Annotated in this window: 13 protein-coding genes; 9 read left to right on the plus strand and 4 right to left on the minus strand. The window is 63.2% G+C overall.

Annotated features, from left to right (window positions below; all coding sequences use genetic code 11):
- Positions 1-173: 173 nt before the first annotated feature.
- The 6 genes from AC3WLT_RS17630 to glnA all read left to right on the plus strand — a co-directional run bounded on the left by AC3WLT_RS17630 (position 174) and on the right by glnA (position 7,241).
- Positions 174-1,703, plus strand: coding sequence for an MEDS domain-containing protein (locus AC3WLT_RS17630; protein ID WP_492592979.1), 1,530 nt, complete (start codon positions 174-176; stop codon positions 1,701-1,703).
- A 131-nt stretch (positions 1,704-1,834) separates the two neighbouring features.
- Complete coding sequence (locus AC3WLT_RS17635) at positions 1,835-4,588, plus strand: UPF0182 family membrane protein (protein WP_492592980.1); 2,754 nt, start codon at positions 1,835-1,837, stop codon at positions 4,586-4,588.
- A gap of 35 nt (positions 4,589-4,623) precedes the next feature.
- A complete protein-coding gene (locus AC3WLT_RS17640; protein WP_492592981.1) occupies positions 4,624-4,932 on the plus strand; it encodes a hypothetical protein in 309 nt (102 codons plus the stop codon).
- Between the two features lie 217 nt (positions 4,933-5,149).
- A complete protein-coding gene (locus tag AC3WLT_RS17645) occupies positions 5,150-5,443 on the plus strand; it encodes a GYD domain-containing protein (protein ID WP_492592982.1) in 294 nt (97 codons plus the stop codon).
- Positions 5,444-5,501: 58 nt separating this feature from the next.
- On the plus strand, positions 5,502-5,705 hold the full coding sequence (locus AC3WLT_RS17650; RefSeq protein ID WP_492592983.1) for a hypothetical protein: 204 nt from the start codon (positions 5,502-5,504) through the stop codon (positions 5,703-5,705).
- A 30-nt stretch (positions 5,706-5,735) separates the two neighbouring features.
- Positions 5,736-7,241 carry a type I glutamate--ammonia ligase gene (gene glnA, locus AC3WLT_RS17655; RefSeq protein ID WP_492592984.1) on the plus strand — a complete coding sequence of 502 codons (1,506 nt, stop codon included), beginning with the start codon at positions 5,736-5,738 and terminating at the stop codon, positions 7,239-7,241.
- 103 nt (positions 7,242-7,344) lie between these two features.
- On the opposite strand, the gene prpR is transcribed toward glnA, so the two are convergent.
- Positions 7,345-9,297, minus strand: coding sequence for a propionate catabolism operon regulatory protein PrpR (gene prpR / locus AC3WLT_RS17660; protein ID WP_492592985.1), 1,953 nt, complete (start codon positions 9,295-9,297; stop codon positions 7,345-7,347).
- A 360-nt stretch (positions 9,298-9,657) separates the two neighbouring features.
- On the opposite strand from prpR, the gene prpC reads away from it, so the two are divergent.
- The 3 genes from prpC to prpF all read left to right on the plus strand — a co-directional run bounded on the left by prpC (position 9,658) and on the right by prpF (position 15,059).
- Positions 9,658-10,827 carry a bifunctional 2-methylcitrate synthase/citrate synthase gene (gene prpC / locus AC3WLT_RS17665; RefSeq protein ID WP_492592986.1) on the plus strand — a complete coding sequence of 390 codons (1,170 nt, stop codon included), beginning with the start codon at positions 9,658-9,660 and terminating at the stop codon, positions 10,825-10,827.
- Positions 10,828-11,128: 301 nt separating this feature from the next.
- Entirely contained in the window at positions 11,129-13,726 is a 2,598-nt protein-coding gene (gene acnD / locus AC3WLT_RS17670; RefSeq protein WP_492592987.1) for a Fe/S-dependent 2-methylisocitrate dehydratase AcnD, read from the plus strand.
- A gap of 133 nt (positions 13,727-13,859) precedes the next feature.
- The gene (prpF, locus tag AC3WLT_RS17675; protein ID WP_492592988.1) at positions 13,860-15,059 is read left to right on the plus strand and encodes a 2-methylaconitate cis-trans isomerase PrpF; all 1,200 of its coding nucleotides are present in this window, start codon (positions 13,860-13,862) and stop codon (positions 15,057-15,059) included.
- 31 nt (positions 15,060-15,090) lie between these two features.
- Here prpF and AC3WLT_RS17680 read toward each other — a convergent pair whose 3' ends face one another.
- From AC3WLT_RS17680 to AC3WLT_RS17690, 3 genes are all read right to left on the minus strand, one after another.
- Complete coding sequence (locus AC3WLT_RS17680; protein ID WP_492592989.1) at positions 15,091-15,969, minus strand: hypothetical protein; 879 nt, start codon at positions 15,967-15,969, stop codon at positions 15,091-15,093.
- Between the two features lie 190 nt (positions 15,970-16,159).
- Positions 16,160-16,894: a hypothetical protein gene (locus AC3WLT_RS17685; RefSeq protein WP_492592990.1), complete on the minus strand. Its 735-nt coding sequence runs from the start codon at positions 16,892-16,894 to the stop codon at positions 16,160-16,162.
- Positions 16,895-16,927: 33 nt separating this feature from the next.
- On the minus strand, positions 16,928-17,209 hold the full coding sequence (locus tag AC3WLT_RS17690) for a DUF3303 domain-containing protein (RefSeq protein ID WP_492592991.1): 282 nt from the start codon (positions 17,207-17,209) through the stop codon (positions 16,928-16,930).
- Positions 17,210-17,312: the final 103 nt, after the last annotated feature.

The following is a 17,312-nucleotide window of genomic DNA, read 5'->3' on the forward strand; positions in this document are numbered from 1 at the left end:
TTATTTTCCTGCTGAATCCCATATAGAGCGCACCAACCGGGCTTGTTCGGTCTCCTGTCTTCAGGACTGACGAATTAGCGCGCGAGGCGCCGCGATATTCATATTCGAGCGCGCAGGCCAAGGTGCCGTCTAGCGCGACTGTGGTTCTTGACCCACGCTCTTTCAGGGAAACGATGACCACCGGATCTCGTAAAAGCGGCTTTGCCGCGCTTGGCCCAATCTCCTGGGGCACCCATCTTTGTCATTTATACGAATCGCGTAGCGAACTACTCAGCGTCACGGCGGAATTCCTGCACGCGGGACTCGCCAATCGCGAAGCAGCCGTGTGGGTCGCGCCGGCGTTGCTCGGACCCGACAAAGCCCGCTATATGCTCACGCGGACAGCGCCCGCGCTCACCGAATACGTCGACTCCGGGCAGTTGCGGATTATCGATGGCGCGCAACGCTATGCGCGCCCTAAAAGCGGCTTCGACGGCGGCGCCACCGTCGGCTTGTGGTCGGCGGCGATCAACGAGGCGCTCGGGCGCGGCTTCGAAGGGCTGCGAGTCGCGGGCGACGCCGTCTGCAACGAAACCACCGATTGGGCGGCCTTGCTCGACTACGAAGCGGCCCTGAAGCAGCGGCTGGCCGCTCGCCCGATCATCGGTTTGTGCACGTACTGCGTGCAGCAGCTTCGCGCGGCGCAGACTCGCGAAATCGAACGCTTGCACGATGCGATGATCGAGCCGCCGCAAACCGAACCCGCGGAACGGCCGCGCGCACAAGGTGGCTCGCAGACCGCGGACGCGCCACGTCCCCGGATCGCGACCGCTCACGACCAGACTGACGACGAAGCGAAGCAACCCGCCATCGGGCCGATGATCGGCCATGAAATTCGCAACGCGCTCACGCCGCTCGGTCTGATCGCTCGTCTGCTGAACGCTCAGTACGGCCACGACGACCAGCTTGTGCGATACGCGCTTCTGCTATCGCGGCAAGCGAGCCTGCTGGGTCAATTGGCCCAGCAACTGATGGAACCGCCGGTCCACGCTCAGCGCGCGAGCCCGAATGAACCCGCTGTCGAGGCGCCGCCGTGTCCGTTGCCGGATACGCCGGATACGCCGGATACGCCGGATACGCCGGATACGCCGGATAGGCGAGCCGCGCATCCGGACCGCGTGGATATCGACGACCTGCTCGCGCATTGCATCCAGGTCGCCGAAGCTGGCGTTCCCGCGCACGCGCCGATTCGTCTGACGGAAAGCAGCATGCCGCTGCGGGTGCAGGGCGACTTCGGCAAGCTGACCCAGGTGTTCGTCAACCTGATGCTGAACGCGCTCAAATATTCCGCGGCCACGGATTCCGTGAAGGTGATGGCGGCCCGCACCGGCCGTTACTGCTACATCAGCGTACGCGACAATGGCGTCGGCATCGCGCCCGGCGAACTCGCGACGATCTTCAAGCGGTATGCACGCGGTCTCGCGGGCCGCGCGCTGGCTGCCAATGGTCTCGGGCTCGGCTTGTCGGTGGTCCGCGATATCGTCACGGACCATGGTGGCACAGTGGAAGCGTTCTCCGGCGGTCCGGGCACTGGCTCTGAATTCGTGGTTCGCTTGCCGCTCGCGAGCGTGGCCGCGAGCACGCAACCGGCGGCGGACACGCCGGAAACAGAGGCGGACCGCACGGTTTGCGCGGCGCCGGCCGGGCAGGGCGTGCCCGGGTAGCGCTCTTCGCATATCGTCCGTGCGGTCCGTGCAGTCCGTGCGCGTATGCCCGGCTGTACCGGTTGCGATCGGCGGAGCACAATGATCCGGCCGGAACTGGCGACGTGCGACGAGCCGGCAAAGGAGGATCGATGCGCTCGCAAGTGCGATCCGGCGTGCGCTTCAGACGCTACGCAATCACGGCTGTGGCCGTTATCGCCAGCCTGATTGTGATCGGACGGATCACGGGCATCGTGGTCGACGGACTGTGGTTTTCTTCGATCGGCTATCTCGACGTTTTCTGGACGGTCCTCTCCACCAAGGCGCTGCTGTTTGTGGCCGTGTTCGCTGTCTCGGCGGGCGCGATCGGGGTGTCGGGGTTCATTGCGCATCGTTACGCCAGGCGTCTCGGACCCTCCCTCGTGGTAGCAACCTATGCGCCGGATGCGCGCGACGTGATAAGCGAACTGACCGGCCACGCCACGCCGCGTGTTCCCTGGCGCGCCAGTATCGCCGGCGCCGCCGTCCTCGTTGGGCTGGTGATTGCCGCCAGCGAAATGTCGAACTGGGATATTGCACTTCGCTTCCTTCGTCAGGTGCCCTTCGGCGAGCGCGATCCGCTCTTCGGCAAGGACATCGGCTTCTATCTCTTCTCGCTGCCCGCTTATGCCGCGCTCAAGAGCTGGCTGCTGCGGGTGCTGTTCGCCAGCGCGGTTGTTGCCGGCCTCGTTTACGGCGTGCGCGGCGACATCGTGTTCGAACCGCCGCCGCGGGGACTTTCGCCCGTCGCGATCGCTCATGGCTCGGCCTTGCTCGGCGTGTTCTTTCTGCTGAAGGCCTGGTCCTATTGGCTCGATCGCTTTCTGCTGCTGTACGGCGATAACGGCGTCGTGGTCGGCGCCGGCTATACCGATGTCCACGTCGAACTGCCGGTCTTGTGGGTTCTCGTCGGGCTCGCTGCTGCCGCGGCCGTCGTCTTGTGGATCAATTTGCGCTGGCGCAGCTATCGAATTCCGGCTGCGTCGGCGGTGCTGGTGTTCGGCAGTTCGTTCGTATTCGCGGTGATCTACCCGGCGCTGTTCCAGCGCTTCTACGTCAAGCCGAGCGAGCTGCAGCTGGAGACGCGCTATATCGAGAACAATATCGCGCTGACCCGCCAGGCCTACGGTCTCGCGCGGATCGAAGTCAAACCGTTCGCGGCCGAGCAGGGGCTGAATCTTGCCTCGTTGCAGGCCAATCGCGCGACCATCGACAACATCCGTCTGTGGGATGTGCAGCCGCTGATGGATACCTACGCGCAGTTGCAGGAGATCAGGACTTACTACAAATTCTTCGCGGTGGACATCGACCGCTACCGGCTCGACACCGGTTATCGGCAGGTGATGCTATCGGCGCGCGAAGTGGAGCCGGCGATGCTCCCGGCCAACGCGCAGACCTGGGTGAACCTGCATCTTCTGTTCACTCACGGCAACGGGCTCGTGATGTCGCCGGTGACCGAGAAATCCACGGAAGGCTTGCCTTTTCTCTATCTGCAGGATATTCCGCCCGCCGCCAACGGCGGCCCGGCCATCCGCGAGCCGCGCCTCTATTTCGGCGAAGGCGGGCAGGACTACGTCATCGTGAACGGCAGCGTGCCCGAATTCGACTATCCCAAGGGAAAGGACAACGTCTACGCCGCTTACAGCGGGCGCGACGGCGTCGCTATCGGCAGCACGACGCGGCGCAGTCTGTTCGCCTGGCAGCTCGACGATCCGAACATCCTGCTGACCGGCTACATCACGGACGAGAGCCGGATCCTGCTGCACCGAAACATTCGGGACCGGGTGCGCACGATCGCCCCGTTCCTTAGCCTTGACCACGACCCGTATATCGTCGCGAGCAACGGGCGCCTGTTCTGGATGCAGGACGCCTATACCACCAGCCGCTGGTTCCCTTACGCCCAGCCCGGATTTGGCGACGGCGCCAATTACATCCGCAACGCGGTCAAGGTGGTGGTCGACGCGTACAACGGCACGGTCGACTTTTATGTCAGCGATCCTGACGATCCGATCCTTCGAACCTACCAGCGCATCTTCCCTGGGCTATTCAAGCCGCTGAAAGCGATGCCGCAGGACTTGCAGCAGCATATTCGCTATCCCGAAGATCTGTTCCTGATTCAGGCGCAGCTCTACCGCGCGTATCACATGGATGCGCCGGAGGTCTTCTACAACCGCGAGGATCTCTGGCAATTTCCGCGGGGATTGGGCGGCATCGACGGCGGCAATGCCCCTGCGCCGATGGCGCCTTACTACATGATCATGAGGCTGCCCGGCGAGCCGCGCGCCGAGTTCGTTCTCATGTTGCCGATGGTGCCCAGCCAGCGCGAGAATATGATCGCCTGGTTGGCGGCGCGTTGCGATCCACCCGCATACGGCAAACTTATCGTCTACGCTTTCCCCAAGGACAAGCTGGTCTATGGGCCGTTCCAGATCGAAGCACGCATCCAGCAGAATACGGAGATATCGCAGCAGATCTCGCTGTGGAACCAGATGGGATCGCGCGTCATCCGCGGCCATCTTCTGGTCGTGCCGATCGAGAACTCGATCCTCTACATTTCTCCGCTTTACTTGCGCGCGGCGTCCGGTCAGTTGCCCGAATTGAAGCGGGTAATCGCCGCCTATGGTGACCGTGTGGTGATGGAGGAGACCTTGGGCGAAGCCCTGGCGGCGCTCTTCAAGGAAAGCGCTCCGGCGGCGTCGCCGGCTCGGGGCACGGCGGACGCGCGCGCCGGCGAGGCGCTGACCCGTTATGACCGCGCGATCGAGAGACTGAAGGCGGGAGACTGGGCCGGCTTCGGCGCGGAACTCGACGCGCTTCGGCCTCTGCTGGAGGCGCTTGGGGCTGGCCATCCCGAGCGTCGGAAGTGAGCTACGATTTCGTTGCGAGAATGATGGAGGCAGATATGGGTACCTACGCTATCGATGGCATACGCATTAGTCCGACCACCGACCGTGTCACGCACGTGCGCTGGGCTCTCGTCAACCCGAAGACAAACGAATGGCTGTCTCCGCTCGAGGTCGTCGAGGTAACGCATGTCATTGGCGCAATTCATGCGGGCGAAGTCGTTTGGTCCCTGTTTACGCTGGGCGGAATGCGGTTTCTGGGGCCGAAAATCAAGGTGGTGCCGCATACCACCGGCGCTGACGGCATCGACACCGATGTTCCAGACGGACATATCGAAAAATGTATCGATGACCTGCCCGCCGTCTGAATGAATGAGCCAGATAAATAATAGAGATGACGGGCATGCACCCCGGGACGCGAGCGGACGCGCAGTCCGGGGTGCGGGCAAACAACTCGTTGCAGGCTATTCCATTGCCTAAAATCAAAGGTGCGCGCAGTACGGTTCCGGCGACACGGGTAGTGACATCTGCGCCGCCGCATGCGCGCTCGAGTCACGACACGTTTCTATCGTAATAGGAATCATCATGGCGACTTATGTGGTTCTTGCGCAATTCACCGATCAGGGAATTCGCACCATCAAGAACAGCCCGCAACGGGCTGGTCAAGTGGCGGAAATGGCCAAGGGTTTTGGCTGTGAAATGAAAGAGGTCTTCTGGACGCTGGGCCAATATGACATCGTCGCGATCGTCGACGCACCGGACGATCCGAGCTTCACCGCATTCGGCCTCGCGCTCGGCTCCGCAGGCAATGTCCGTACGCAGTCATTGCGCGCTTTCACAAAGAGTGAAATCGGCGGGATTATCGGCAAGTTGCCCTAAAGCAGGTATCTGACGCGCGAACCGTTTTCGTTGCGCGACTCTTTCTCAGGAGATCACCATGAAAGCGAACGATAGCGGCGCAGTGCGCGCTTTCGTACAAACGGCCGAGCAGTCCGGCGCCTATGTCTGGGTTATCACGCTAGTCGACTTCGGCGCACAGGAGATCAAACGCTCGCTCGTTTCAGACGAAACGTACGTCACGCGCCTCGCTGCGCAAGACGCCGGCGACGCTCATCTAAAAGCGCTGGCGGAAGACCGCTAGCGGCGCCGGAGCCGGACGAGGAGAACGCCAATGTCCAATACGCAAGAAGCTTCCGGGTTGCCTTTCGAGGTATCCGTCGAAGCAGGCAGCTACCGCGTCGCGCGACCGGCAAGCGCGAGCGATGTCATCGACCTGCTGCGGACCAACAATATCCAGATCGTCGATTTGAAGTTCACCGACTTGCCTGGGCTTTGGCAGCACTTCTCGATCACGCTTCCTGAAGTTCACACCGGCCTGTTCGACGCCGGAATCGGCTTCGACGGTTCGTCGATCCGCGGCTTTCAGGAGATCCATGAATCGGACATGCTGCTCAGACCCGATCCGGCGAGCGCCTTCGTCGATCCGGTTTGCGAGACGCCGACCCTGTCGATCATCTGCGACGTGGTCGATCCGGTATCGCAGCAACCGTATTCGCGCGACCCGCGCTTTGTGGCGAAAAAGGCCGAGAACTATTTGCGCCAGACCGGGATGGCGACGACCTGCTATTTCGGGCCTGAACTGGAGTTCTTCATCTTCGACTCGATCCGCTTCGGCCAGGACCAGCACTGCGGCTACTACTATGTCGAGTCGGCCGAGGGCGACTGGACCACAGGACGCGACGAGGGCGCGTACGGCGGCGGCAATCTCGGCTACAAACAGCGCTACAAGGAGGGCTATTTCCCGGTACCGCCCCACGACACGCTGCAGGATATCCGCTCGGAGATCGCGCTGACGTTGCAGATGGCTGGCGTGCAGATCGAAGTGCATCACCATGAAGTGGCGACCGCGGGCCAGAACGAAATCGACATGCGCTTTGCCACGCTCACGCGCATGGCCGACAACGTGATGATCTACAAGTACGTGTGCAAGAACATCGCGCGCCGCCACGGGAAAGTGGCCACTTTCATGCCGAAGCCGCTGTTTGCCGACAACGCGAGCGGCATGCACTGTCACCAGAGCCTGTGGAACGACGAACAGAATCTCTTTTACGACGCAAACGGTTGGGCGCTGACTTCCGACATGTGCCGCTGGTACATCGGCGGCTTGCTGCAACACGCCCCCGCGCTGATGGCGTTTTGCGCGCCAACCACCAATTCCTACAAGCGTCTGGTCCCAGGCTACGAGGCGCCCGTCAATCTGGCGATGTCGCAACGCAACCGCTCGGCGGCGGCGCGCATTCCGATGTATTCGGATTCGCCGAACGCGCGGCGCGTCGAGTTCCGTTGTCCGGACCCGTCGGCCAATGCGTACCTCGCTTTTGCGGCCATGCTGATGGCCGGCCTCGACGGCATCGAAAACAGGACCGATCCGGGCGAGCCGCTCGACCGCAACATCTACGACCTTCCGCCCGAAGAAACAAAGAACATACGGCAGGTGCCGGGCTCGCTCGACGCGGCGCTGGCGGCGCTCGAAATCGACAATGCCTTTCTGCGCAAAGGCGACGTTTTCACCGAAGACGTGATCGAGACCTGGATCGAATTCAAGCGCAAACGCGAAATCGACACGATCAAACTGCGGCCGCATCCATGGGAGTTTTATCTGTACTTCGACACTTGAGATGCGTGTCGAGATATTTCACGGCGCGTTCCCCGCGCTCGCAAACCCTCGCCTGGCGGGGCTGCGCCGCGGCGAAACCGCGTGACGCGATCAGACCGCGTAGTCAGACCGTATTCAGCTTGCGCCACAACGTCGTCTTGCTGATGCCGAGCGCCTTGCAGACCGCGTCGCGATCGCCGTCGCACGCAGCCAGCGCCGCCCGGATTTCGTCCGCTTCCACGTGACGGCTGCGCTCGCGCAAAGTCAATGCGGCCTTCCTGGTGCGCGCGGACGACTCGAGGATTTCAGGCGCAACCGTGCGCAGCTCGTCGCGCGTCAGGAGGATTTCTCCTGCCTCATCAGGATCCGTGTCGGCGAGTTCAACCGCGATCCGTTCGACCACGTTCTGCAATTCGCGCACATTGCCGGGCCATGCGTAACGCCGCAACGGCTCGCCGATGCCGTCCAGAGCGCGGGCCGCGGCCGCCGCGTCGGGCAGGCGAGCGGCAAGCCGCGGCTCGCGCGTCGCGGCCTGAAGCAGCAGCTCGACGGCGAGCGGCTGCAGGTCGCCTGGCCGCTCACGCAGCGGGGGCAGGGCAATGCTCAGGATGTTGAGGCGATAGTAGAGATCCGCGCGGAAGCGGCCCGCCTCGATGGCCTCGGTCAACGCGCGATGCGTCGCAGCGACGACGCGAATGTCGACTCGCGTCGGCTCCGTCGAGCCGAGCCGCACGACTTCGCGCTCCTGCAATACACGCAGCAGACGGCTCTGCAACGACAACGGCATTTCGGCGATTTCGTCGAGAAACAGCGTGCCGCGATGCGCCACTTCGATCAGCCCCGCCTTGCCGCCTTTGCGCGCGCCGGTGAACGCGCCTTCCTCGTAGCCGAACAGTTCGCTTTCGAGCAAGGCCTCGGGAAACGCGCCGCAATTGATCGCGACGAACGCAAAGTCGCGCCGCGCACTCAACTGATGCATGCTCTGCGCGACCATTTCTTTGCCGGTTCCGCTCTCGCCAAGAATCAGCACGGTGGCGTCCGATCTGGAATAGCGCTGCACGAGCGTACGCACCCGTTCGATCGACGCGCAGGCGCCGACGATATCGTCGAGCCGGTAACGCGCGGTGAACTGCTGCACGCGCTGCCGCGAGCGCAACGTGCGGTCGAGCCGTTCGACCGCACGCGATTCCTGAAACGTCAGCACGGTGCCGGCCGCCGCGCCGCTGCCCGCAAGCGGCCCGCGATGCACGACGTAGCTCACGCCGCGTACCGAGCTGAACGTGTCGCCGTCCGCGTCCGGCAGTGCGCCCGCGAGATCGGGGGCAATCTCGAGCAGGGAGCGGCCCACGGCGTTCGCCGCGTCGATGCCGAGCACGGCGGCGAGGCGCTGGTTCATCGCCTCGACTCGCCCTTGCGCGTCCAGCGCGACGACACCGTCGCGCAGATGTTGCAGCAGATTGTCGAGCCGCTGACGCCGAACGGTTTCGCGGCGGGTGGCCTGCGCGACTTCGAGCGCCGTGTCGAACGCGGCGCGCACCGACGCACGAGAGTAAAGAAACACCGCGCCCATGCCGGCGTGCGCGGCAAGATCGGTCACGAGTCCGGGGCCGACGACCACGTCGATCCCTCGATCGCGCAGATCGAGGACGACACTCTCCGCGTCCTGCGCGGACTGATACGAAGCGAACACGACGTCGATGCCGTAAGCGGCGGTGAAGCGCCGTACTTCGTCAGGCGTGTCGCCGTGCGTGACGAGTGCGACCGACGTGCCGTCGCGCCGTGCTCGCGCGAGCGCGTGCATCACGTCGAAACCGGTTGGGTTGATCAGCACGACCGGAACCGAGACGCGCGTTTTCAGGTACGCGCCGTTCGAGCCGCCGGCGATCACGACATCCGGACGTCCCGCGCCCACGGCGTCGATTTCGTGGACGGCGTCCTCGAAGCCGTGCGAGACGATGCGCAGGTCGGCGCGTTCGACGTACTCGCCGGCGATGTCGAAAAACAGATCGCGCAGGCGGCTGATGCTGACCGCCCAGATGCGGGGGCGCTGGGCGGGGTCAAAGGCTGGGGTGCTCACGGCGGGCGGCTCGGTAATGGGTTAGGGATTAGGAGTTAGGGGGGAGCGAGAGGTCGGGGACAGGTCGAGAAAGGTTCAGAAGTCTGCCTATTATGCGCGCAGCAGTTTCGAATTCGAAATCATGATTTCATTTATGAAATATTATGCGCTCGTGATCTGTGCGCGATTTTTAGTTAAATCAGGCACTTAGCTTGAACGGCAGCGCATGGCCCGTTCTTTGCGTTATAAGCACCCGTTTCACTGGACACCATGAGGCCGCGCGCCGGCCTGAACCCGATACCCTGGCTGTCACGCGTGCGAAAACAGGCTCGCCGCGCGTGGCAGGCCGCGAAAAGTCACCCCGCAGTTGGAGACAAGATCATGAGCGAAGCAGACAACAGCACGCCGAACGCCGGCGCATTCAAACCGAAGAAATCCGTCGCGCTGTCCGGCGTGACCGCGGGCAACACGGCGCTGTGCACGGTCGGCAAGACCGGCAACGACCTGCACTATCGCGGCTACGACATTCTCGACATCGCCGGCGCCTGCGAATTCGAAGAGATCGCATATCTGCTGGTCCACGAAAAGCTGCCGACGCAGGCCGAACTGACCGCCTACAAGACGAAGCTCAAGGCGCTGCGCGGGCTGCCCGCGAACGTGAAAGCCGCGCTCGAATGGATTCCGGCCGCCGCGCATCCGATGGACGTGATGCGCACCGGCGTGTCGGTGCTCGGCGCGGTGCTGCCCGAGAAGGACGACCACAACCTGGCGGGCGCGCGCGATATCGCCGACAAGCTGATGGCCTCGCTCGGTTCGATGCTGCTGTACTGGTACCACTACTCGCACAACGGCAAGCGCATCGAGGTCGAAACCGACGACGATTCGATCGGCGGCCACTTCCTGCATCTGCTGCACGGCGTGGAGCCGTCGAAGGCGTGGGTCGACGCGATGCACGTGTCGCTGAACCTGTACGCCGAGCATGAATTCAACGCCTCGACCTTCACCGGCCGCGTGATCGCGGGCACGGGTTCGGACATCTATTCGGCGATCACCGGCGCGATCGGCGCGCTGCGCGGTCCGAAACACGGCGGCGCCAACGAAGTCGCGTTCGAGACCCAGTCGCGCTACCAGACGCCGGATGAAGCCGAAGCCGACATCAGGAAGCGCGTCGGGAACAAGGAAGTGGTGATCGGTTTCGGCCACCCGGTGTACACGATTGCCGACCCGCGCAACAAGGTCATCAAGGAAGTCGCGAAGAAGCTTTCGAAGGAAGCGGGCAACATGAAGCTGTTCGATATCGCCGAGCGGCTGGAATCGGTGATGTGGGAAGCGAAGAAGATGTTCCCGAATCTCGACTGGTTCAGCGCGGTGTCGTATCACATGATGGGCGTGCCGACGGCGATGTTCACGCCGCTTTTCGTGATCGCCCGCACGGCTGGCTGGAGCGCGCACGTCATCGAGCAGCGGATCGACAACAAGATCATCCGGCCGAGCGCGAATTACACCGGCCCCGACGATCTGCCGTTCGTGCCGCTCGCCAAACGCGTGTGAAAGCGTTTCAAGGCGTCTTCAGGTGTCTTGAGGCGTCTTCAGGTGTCTCGAGGTGTGTTTTAAGGCGCCATGAACGCGTACGGGCAAAGCCGCAAGCGTTTCTCCTCCATTGCGTCTCGTGAGAGCGATGCAATGAAGTTGGGCGTTGGCTCGCTGGAACCCCGAGCCAAGGCTGTTTTTTGCGGCGCGTTTTGCAGCTTGTTCGCGAGACCGGCGGCAAGCCGGCGAGCTAAACTGAAGCCCGGCCGCCACACCGTCCCCAGATCATTACTGTTTTGTCCCCAGAGTTGTCCTCTAAGCCATGAATACTGCAAACCGCAAACGCCTTCCCGGCACCGAGCTGGATTTCTTCGACACGCGCGCCGCCGTCGATGCGATCAAGCCAGGCGCTTATGACAAGCTGCCGTACACGTCGCGCGTGCTGGCCGAAAACCTCGTGCGGCGCTGCGACCCGGCCACGCTGAACGCATCGCTCGAGCAGATCGTCGAACGCAAGCGCGAGCTGGATTTTCCGTGGTTCCCGGCGCGCGTGGTGTGTCATGACATTCTTGGCCAAACGGCGCTGGTCGATCTCGCGGGTCTGCGCGATGCGATTGCGGCTCAAGGCGGCGACCCGGCGATGGTCAACCCGGTCGTGCCGACGCAACTGGTGGTGGACCACTCGCTCGCCGTCGAGTGCGGCGGCTTCGATCCGGACGCGTTTGTGAAGAACCGTGCAATCGAGGACCGTCGCAACGAAGACCGCTTCGACTTCATCAACTGGACCAGGCTCGCGTTCAGGAACGTCGACGTCATTCCGCCGGGCAACGGCATCCTGCATCAGATCAACCTCGAGCGCATGAGCCCGGTGGTGCAGGTGAAAGACGGCGTGGCGTTCCCCGACACACTGGTGGGCACCGACTCGCATACGCCGATGGTGGACGCGCTGGGCGTGCTCGCGATCGGCGTGGGCGGCCTCGAAGCAGAAAGCGTCATGCTGGGCCGCGCTTCGTGGATGCGTCTGCCGGACATCATCGGCGTGGAGCTGACCGGCAAGCCGCAGCCGGGCATCACCGCGACGGATATCGTGCTGGCCTTGACCGAGTTCCTGCGTAAAGAGAAGGTGGTGTCCTCGTACCTGGAGTTCTACGGCGAAGGCGCTGCCCATTTGACGCTGGGCGACCGCGCAACCATTGCCAACATGGCGCCGGAGTTTGGCTCCACCGCCGCGATGTTCTACATCGACGAGCAGACCATCAAGTACCTGAAGCTCACCGGCCGCGACGACGAACTGGTCAAGCTGGTGGAAACCTATGCGAAGGAAACAGGCCTCTGGGGGGACAGCCTGAAGAACGCCGGGTACGAGCGGGTGATCCGCTTCGACTTGTCTTCGGTGGTGCGTAATATTGCCGGGCCGTCCAATCCTCACAAGCGCGTGCCGACTTCGGAGCTGGCCGCGCGCGGCATCAGCGGCAAGGTGGAGAACGAGCCTGGCCTGATGCCGGACGGCGCGGTGATCATCGCTGCGATCACCAGCTGTACGAACACCAACAACCCGCGCAACATGATCGCGGCGGGCCTCCTCGCCCGCAACGCGAACCGGCGCGGACTGATCCGCAAGCCGTGGGTGAAGAGCTCGCTGGCGCCGGGTTCGAAAGCGGTCACGCTGTATCTGGAAGAGGCCGGGCTGCTGCCGGAACTGGAACGGCTGGGCTTTGGCGTCGTCGCGTATGCCTGCACTTCGTGCAACGGCATGTCGGGCGCGCTGGATCCGGTGATCCAGAAGGAAATCGTCGAGCGCGATCTGTATGCCACCGCCGTACTGTCCGGCAACCGCAACTTCGACGGCCGCATCCATCCATACGCGAAGCAGGCCTTTCTCGCGTCGCCGCCGCTGGTGGTGGCTTACGCGATCGCCGGCACCATCCGCTTCGACATCGAGAAAGATGTGCTGGGGATCGACGCCGACGGCCGGCCCGTGACGCTGAAGGACATCTGGCCGTCCGATGAAGAGATCGACGCGATCTTCGCTGCCAGCGTGAAGCCGGAACAGTTCCGCAAGGTGTATGAGCCGATGTTCGCCGTCTCCGTCGATACCGGCGAGAAGGCCAACCCGCTGTACGACTGGCGTCCGATGAGCACCTACATTCGCCGCCCGCCGTATTGGGAAGGCGCGCTGGCCGGCGAGCGCACGCTCGAGAGCATGCGCCCGCTGGCCGTGCTGGGCGACAACATCACCACCGACCACCTGTCGCCGTCCAACGCGATCCTCGCCGACAGCGCTTCCGGCGAATATCTGGCGAAGATGGGCCTGCCGGAGGAGGACTTCAACTCCTATGCGACCCATCGCGGCGATCACCTCACCGCGCAGCGCGCCACCTTTGCGAACCCCACGCTGAAGAACGAGATGGTGCTGGAAAACGGCAAGGTGAAGGCCGGCTCGCTGGCCCGCATCGAGCCCGAAGGCAAGGTGACGCGCATGTGGGAAGCCATCGAAACCTACATGGAGCGCAAGCAGCCGCTGATCGTGATTGCCGGAGCCGACTACGGCCAGGGTTCGTCGCGTGACTGGGCGGCCAAGGGCGTGCGTCTCGCCGGCGCGGAAGCGATCGTCGCCGAAGGTTTCGAGCGTATTCACCGTACCAATCTGGTCGGCATGGGCGTGTTGCCGCTGGAGTTCAAACCCGGCGTGAACCGTCACACGCTCGGTATCGACGGCACCGAGACCTTCGACGTGATCGGCGAGCGCAAGCCGCGCACCGACCTCACGCTCGTGATCCATCGCAGGAACGGCGAGCGCGTGGAGGTGCCGGTGACCTGCCGGCTCGATACCGCGGAAGAAGTGTCCATCTACGAGGCCGGCGGCGTGTTGCAACGCTTTGCGCAGGATTTTCTGGAATCGTCGAAGGCGGCTGCTTAAGGACGTGCTTAAAGACGTACTTAAAGACGAAAGTAAAAGACAAGCCTGAAGACGGCATGTAAGAACGCGTTTCTCTCATCGCGTTCGGGCGGTACGGCGACGTGCCGCCCACTCACATCAGGACAACAATTTCATGGCTCACCAACCTCAGATCAAGATTCTGGCGACTTATATGCGCGGGGGCACCAGCAAAGGCGTGTTCTTCCGCTTGCAGGATTTGCCCGAAGCCGCGCAGGCGCCAGGCGCGGCGCGCGATGCGCTGCTGATGCGTGTGATCGGCAGCCCGGACCCGTACGGCAAGCAGATTGACGGCATGGGCGGCGCGACCTCGAGCACCAGCAAGACGGTCATCATCGCGAAGAGCAGCCGGCCCGATCACGATGTCGACTACCTGTTCGGCCAGGTCTCCATCGACAAGGCCTTTGTCGACTGGAGCGGCAACTGCGGCAATCTCTCCGCCGCCGTGGGTCCGTTTGCGATCAGCGCCGGCCTGGTCGACGCGAACCGCATTCCGCAAAACGGCGTGGCCACCGTGCGTATCTGGCAAGCCAACATCGGCAAGACCATCATCGGCCACGTGCCCATTACCGATGGCGCCGTGCAGGAAACCGGCGACTTCGAGCTTGACGGCGTGACGTTCCCCGCGGCGGAAGTGCAACTGGAGTTCATGGATCCGGCCGCCGAAGAAGAGGGCGCCGGCGGCGCGATGTTCCCGACCGGCAACGTGGTCGACGATCTCGAGGTGCCGGGCGTTGGCACGCTGAAGGCGACGATGATCAACGCCGGCATTCCGACCATCTTCGTGAACGCGCAAGCGCTCGGCTACACGGGTACCGAGTTGCAGGACGCCATCAATAGCGACGACAAAGCGCTCGCGAGGTTCGAGACCATTCGTGCGCATGGCGCGCTGCGCATGGGCCTCATCAGGCATCTCGACGAGATCGCGACGCGGCAGCACACGCCGAAGATCGCATTCGTCGCGAGGCCGGCCGATTACGTCGCGTCGAGCGGCAAGCGCATTGCCGCCGGCGATGTCGATCTGCTGGTGCGGGCGATGTCGATGGGCAAGCTGCATCACGCGATGATGGGGACGGCCGCGGTCGCGATCGGCACGGCCGCCGCGATCCCGGGCACGCTGGTGAATCTCGCGGCCGGTGGTGGCGAGCGCGACGCGGTGCGCTTCGGCCATCCGTCGGGAACCTTGCGCGTGGGTGCAGAAGCTCGCCGGAACGACGGCGAGTGGACCGTCACCAAGGCCGTCATGAGCCGCAGCGCTCGTGTGTTGATGGAAGGGTGGGTGCGCGTGCCTGGAGATGCTTCAGGCGTGAAGTGACGCTCGCGGCATTCCGTCGTGTCCCGTCGCGTCACATCATGCCGCCCATGCTTCCGGTACCCGCCCCGCTACCACTACTTCCGCCGCTTCCGCCCGTGCCGGAGGCTGGCGATGTCGCGATCGGATGCGCGGCTCCCGTCGTCGTCATGAGCGTGACGGCGGCAGGGTCTGGCTCGCCGTTAGCGTCGATTGCGCCGCTGGCGCGGAGTGCTTCGAGATCGCTGTCCACGCCTGGTTGACCGACGGCGAAAGAAGCGGTCAGGAAATTCGGAGCGGTCAGCGTCAAGCCATATCTTTGCTGCAGATTTTGTACAACAGCGTTCTCAGCAGTCAGCACATTGTTCTGATTCGCCAGTGATTGCTGAACTCGCGTGTTTGTCGCGATGCCGGCGACAAGTCCGCTTTCGGTCGTGCCCAGCTGCGCGGCCAGATACGACAGCAAAAGATCCGTTTCCGGCGTGACGTTGTAGGTGCCGCTGGCAAATGCCGTCGAAAGCAGCACGGTCGCACCCGACGTCGAGGTGATCAGGCAAGGTGGCACCGCGCCAAGCGTCGCGCGGTAGTTCCCGTTCGAATCAGCAGCCACGGACATCGAGCCTTGCACGCAATCGATCCTGATCGCAGCGTTCGCGAGCGCCTTGCCGGTTGCCGTCGTACCGGAAAACGCGATCGTCGTGGGCATGTTGTTCGCGCTACTAGTGCCGCCACCTCCGCCACAGGCAGCGAGCAACGCGGAGAAGGTCGCCAGCAGCACGCAGCCACTGGAGCGAATGATGTACTTCAGCCAGGTGTTCATCGAAATATGCCCCAGGTTCTGGTACGAGGTGTAAACGGCCAGATGCGGAGGACTATTCCATTTCTCGAGCGCGCTCGCTGTTGCGGCACAATCATCGTGGGATTGGCGTGCCAAGGCTCTCTCGGTGCGCTACCGTTCGCGAACACAATCAACGACTGTCTGCGCGGCGTCGGGGTGAGACAGGTCGAGGTCGATCTGTTTCGCCTCAGCCGCTTACCGCTGAGGCAGTGGAGCAGGCAGTGAATCAGCTCATTGCCGACGACGTGCCGCGCTACGGTGACCTTGTCATAGACCAGCGCCTCGATCAGTTCGTAGATGTCCCTGGCGTCGATGAAACGGCATGGCCAAGCGACAGGTAGCTCCGGTGCAATAGCGATTCGATGGTTGCCCAATCGGCGTCGGTGACGCTGCCGGCTTCTTCACGGGCGTCGCGAAGCAGCATCGCTTGCGCACGCAAGCGCCCGTGTTCGAGTGTCGAGTTCGCGGGCACCATGTACAGCGATGCGGCAGCTTCAGCACACGCGCTGGCCAACGCGCCGGGCGGATAGCGCTCACGCTGCCGGTGCACGATCCACCATTCCAGTTCGAGCGTGGCGGTGCGCCGGACATCGAAGTCGCGGTTCCCCGTATTGCGGATCAGGCTGAAATAGGTGTGCAGCGCCGGCAACGCTTTTTCGTAATCGCTGCGCTGCTGGCCTTCCTTGAAGGTGAAGGCGGCCGATGCGCCGTAGTAAGCGCCGACGTACGACCTTAGCCACGGAAAGCGATACTGCGTGCGCAGGGTCTGTGCCAGTTCAAGAAAGAGCTTCACGTGCTGGCGGTCATAGTAAGAGCGCCATATTTTTGTTTCGAGTGTCCCCGTCGCAATGGGATCAAAGCGGCTCAGGTCACGGTGCAACGGCCAGAAAAGATCGGCGGCGGCATAGCCGATCAGCGCGACAAGCATGGCCAGGATCGCTCGTCGCCAGCGTCCCGGCCCAGCTGCAAGGGTCAAGTGGTGCCGCAGGTCGTGGCTGCGGGCGCGCCCGGTGGTGTTCATGTCGAATAGCGTCGATGTCGAACATGCGTTGAACTACTTGACTACGCGCCCCAGCACTTCGCCCAGCTCGGCGTCGTCAAGCACCGGGGTGATTTCCAGCTCCATCAGATCGCTCCATTGATAGGCGAACTCGGTGAGCTTCTTCATATCATCTGTTTCGAGCAGATCGAACCCTGCGCCCAGATCGGCTCGCGTCCACCGGCCCACCAACCGGACGCCGTCAGGCGGGAGCCCGCCGGTTCGCTGAAAGCGCGCAATGGCTTCGGCACGCTGCTGGGTATCCGGTGCCCAGTGGAAGGTCATCATGAATTTCATGGCGGTGTCTCCTGACGGTGGCTCGCCCACCTGCTTCATTTATACGCTAGATGGCGGCATTCGGATGCAGTTGAGCGTGTGCCCTGCAACGCCCGTCGACACA

It is taken from the genome of Paraburkholderia sp. FW306-2-2C-D06C (assembly GCF_058781505.1).

Excerpts from the sequence above, each read along its gene's own strand:
- prpC (WP_492592986.1), top strand. The coding sequence starts at position 9,658 with ATGAGCGAAGCAGACAACAGCACGCCGAACGCCGGCGCATTCAAACCG.
- AC3WLT_RS17685 (WP_492592990.1), bottom strand. The coding sequence starts at position 16,894 with ATGAACACCACCGGGCGCGCCCGCAGCCACGACCTGCGGCACCACTTG.
- AC3WLT_RS17690 (WP_492592991.1), bottom strand. The coding sequence starts at position 17,209 with ATGAAATTCATGATGACCTTCCACTGGGCACCGGATACCCAGCAGCGT.
- AC3WLT_RS17630 (WP_492592979.1), top strand. The coding sequence starts at position 174 with ATGACCACCGGATCTCGTAAAAGCGGCTTTGCCGCGCTTGGCCCAATC.
- AC3WLT_RS17645 (WP_492592982.1), top strand. The coding sequence starts at position 5,150 with ATGGCGACTTATGTGGTTCTTGCGCAATTCACCGATCAGGGAATTCGC.
- acnD (WP_492592987.1), top strand. The coding sequence starts at position 11,129 with ATGAATACTGCAAACCGCAAACGCCTTCCCGGCACCGAGCTGGATTTC.
- AC3WLT_RS17635 (WP_492592980.1), top strand. The coding sequence starts at position 1,835 with ATGCGCTCGCAAGTGCGATCCGGCGTGCGCTTCAGACGCTACGCAATC.
- glnA (WP_492592984.1), top strand. The coding sequence starts at position 5,736 with ATGTCCAATACGCAAGAAGCTTCCGGGTTGCCTTTCGAGGTATCCGTC.
- AC3WLT_RS17650 (WP_492592983.1), top strand. The coding sequence starts at position 5,502 with ATGAAAGCGAACGATAGCGGCGCAGTGCGCGCTTTCGTACAAACGGCC.
- AC3WLT_RS17640 (WP_492592981.1), top strand. The coding sequence starts at position 4,624 with ATGGGTACCTACGCTATCGATGGCATACGCATTAGTCCGACCACCGAC.
- prpF (WP_492592988.1), top strand. The coding sequence starts at position 13,860 with ATGGCTCACCAACCTCAGATCAAGATTCTGGCGACTTATATGCGCGGG.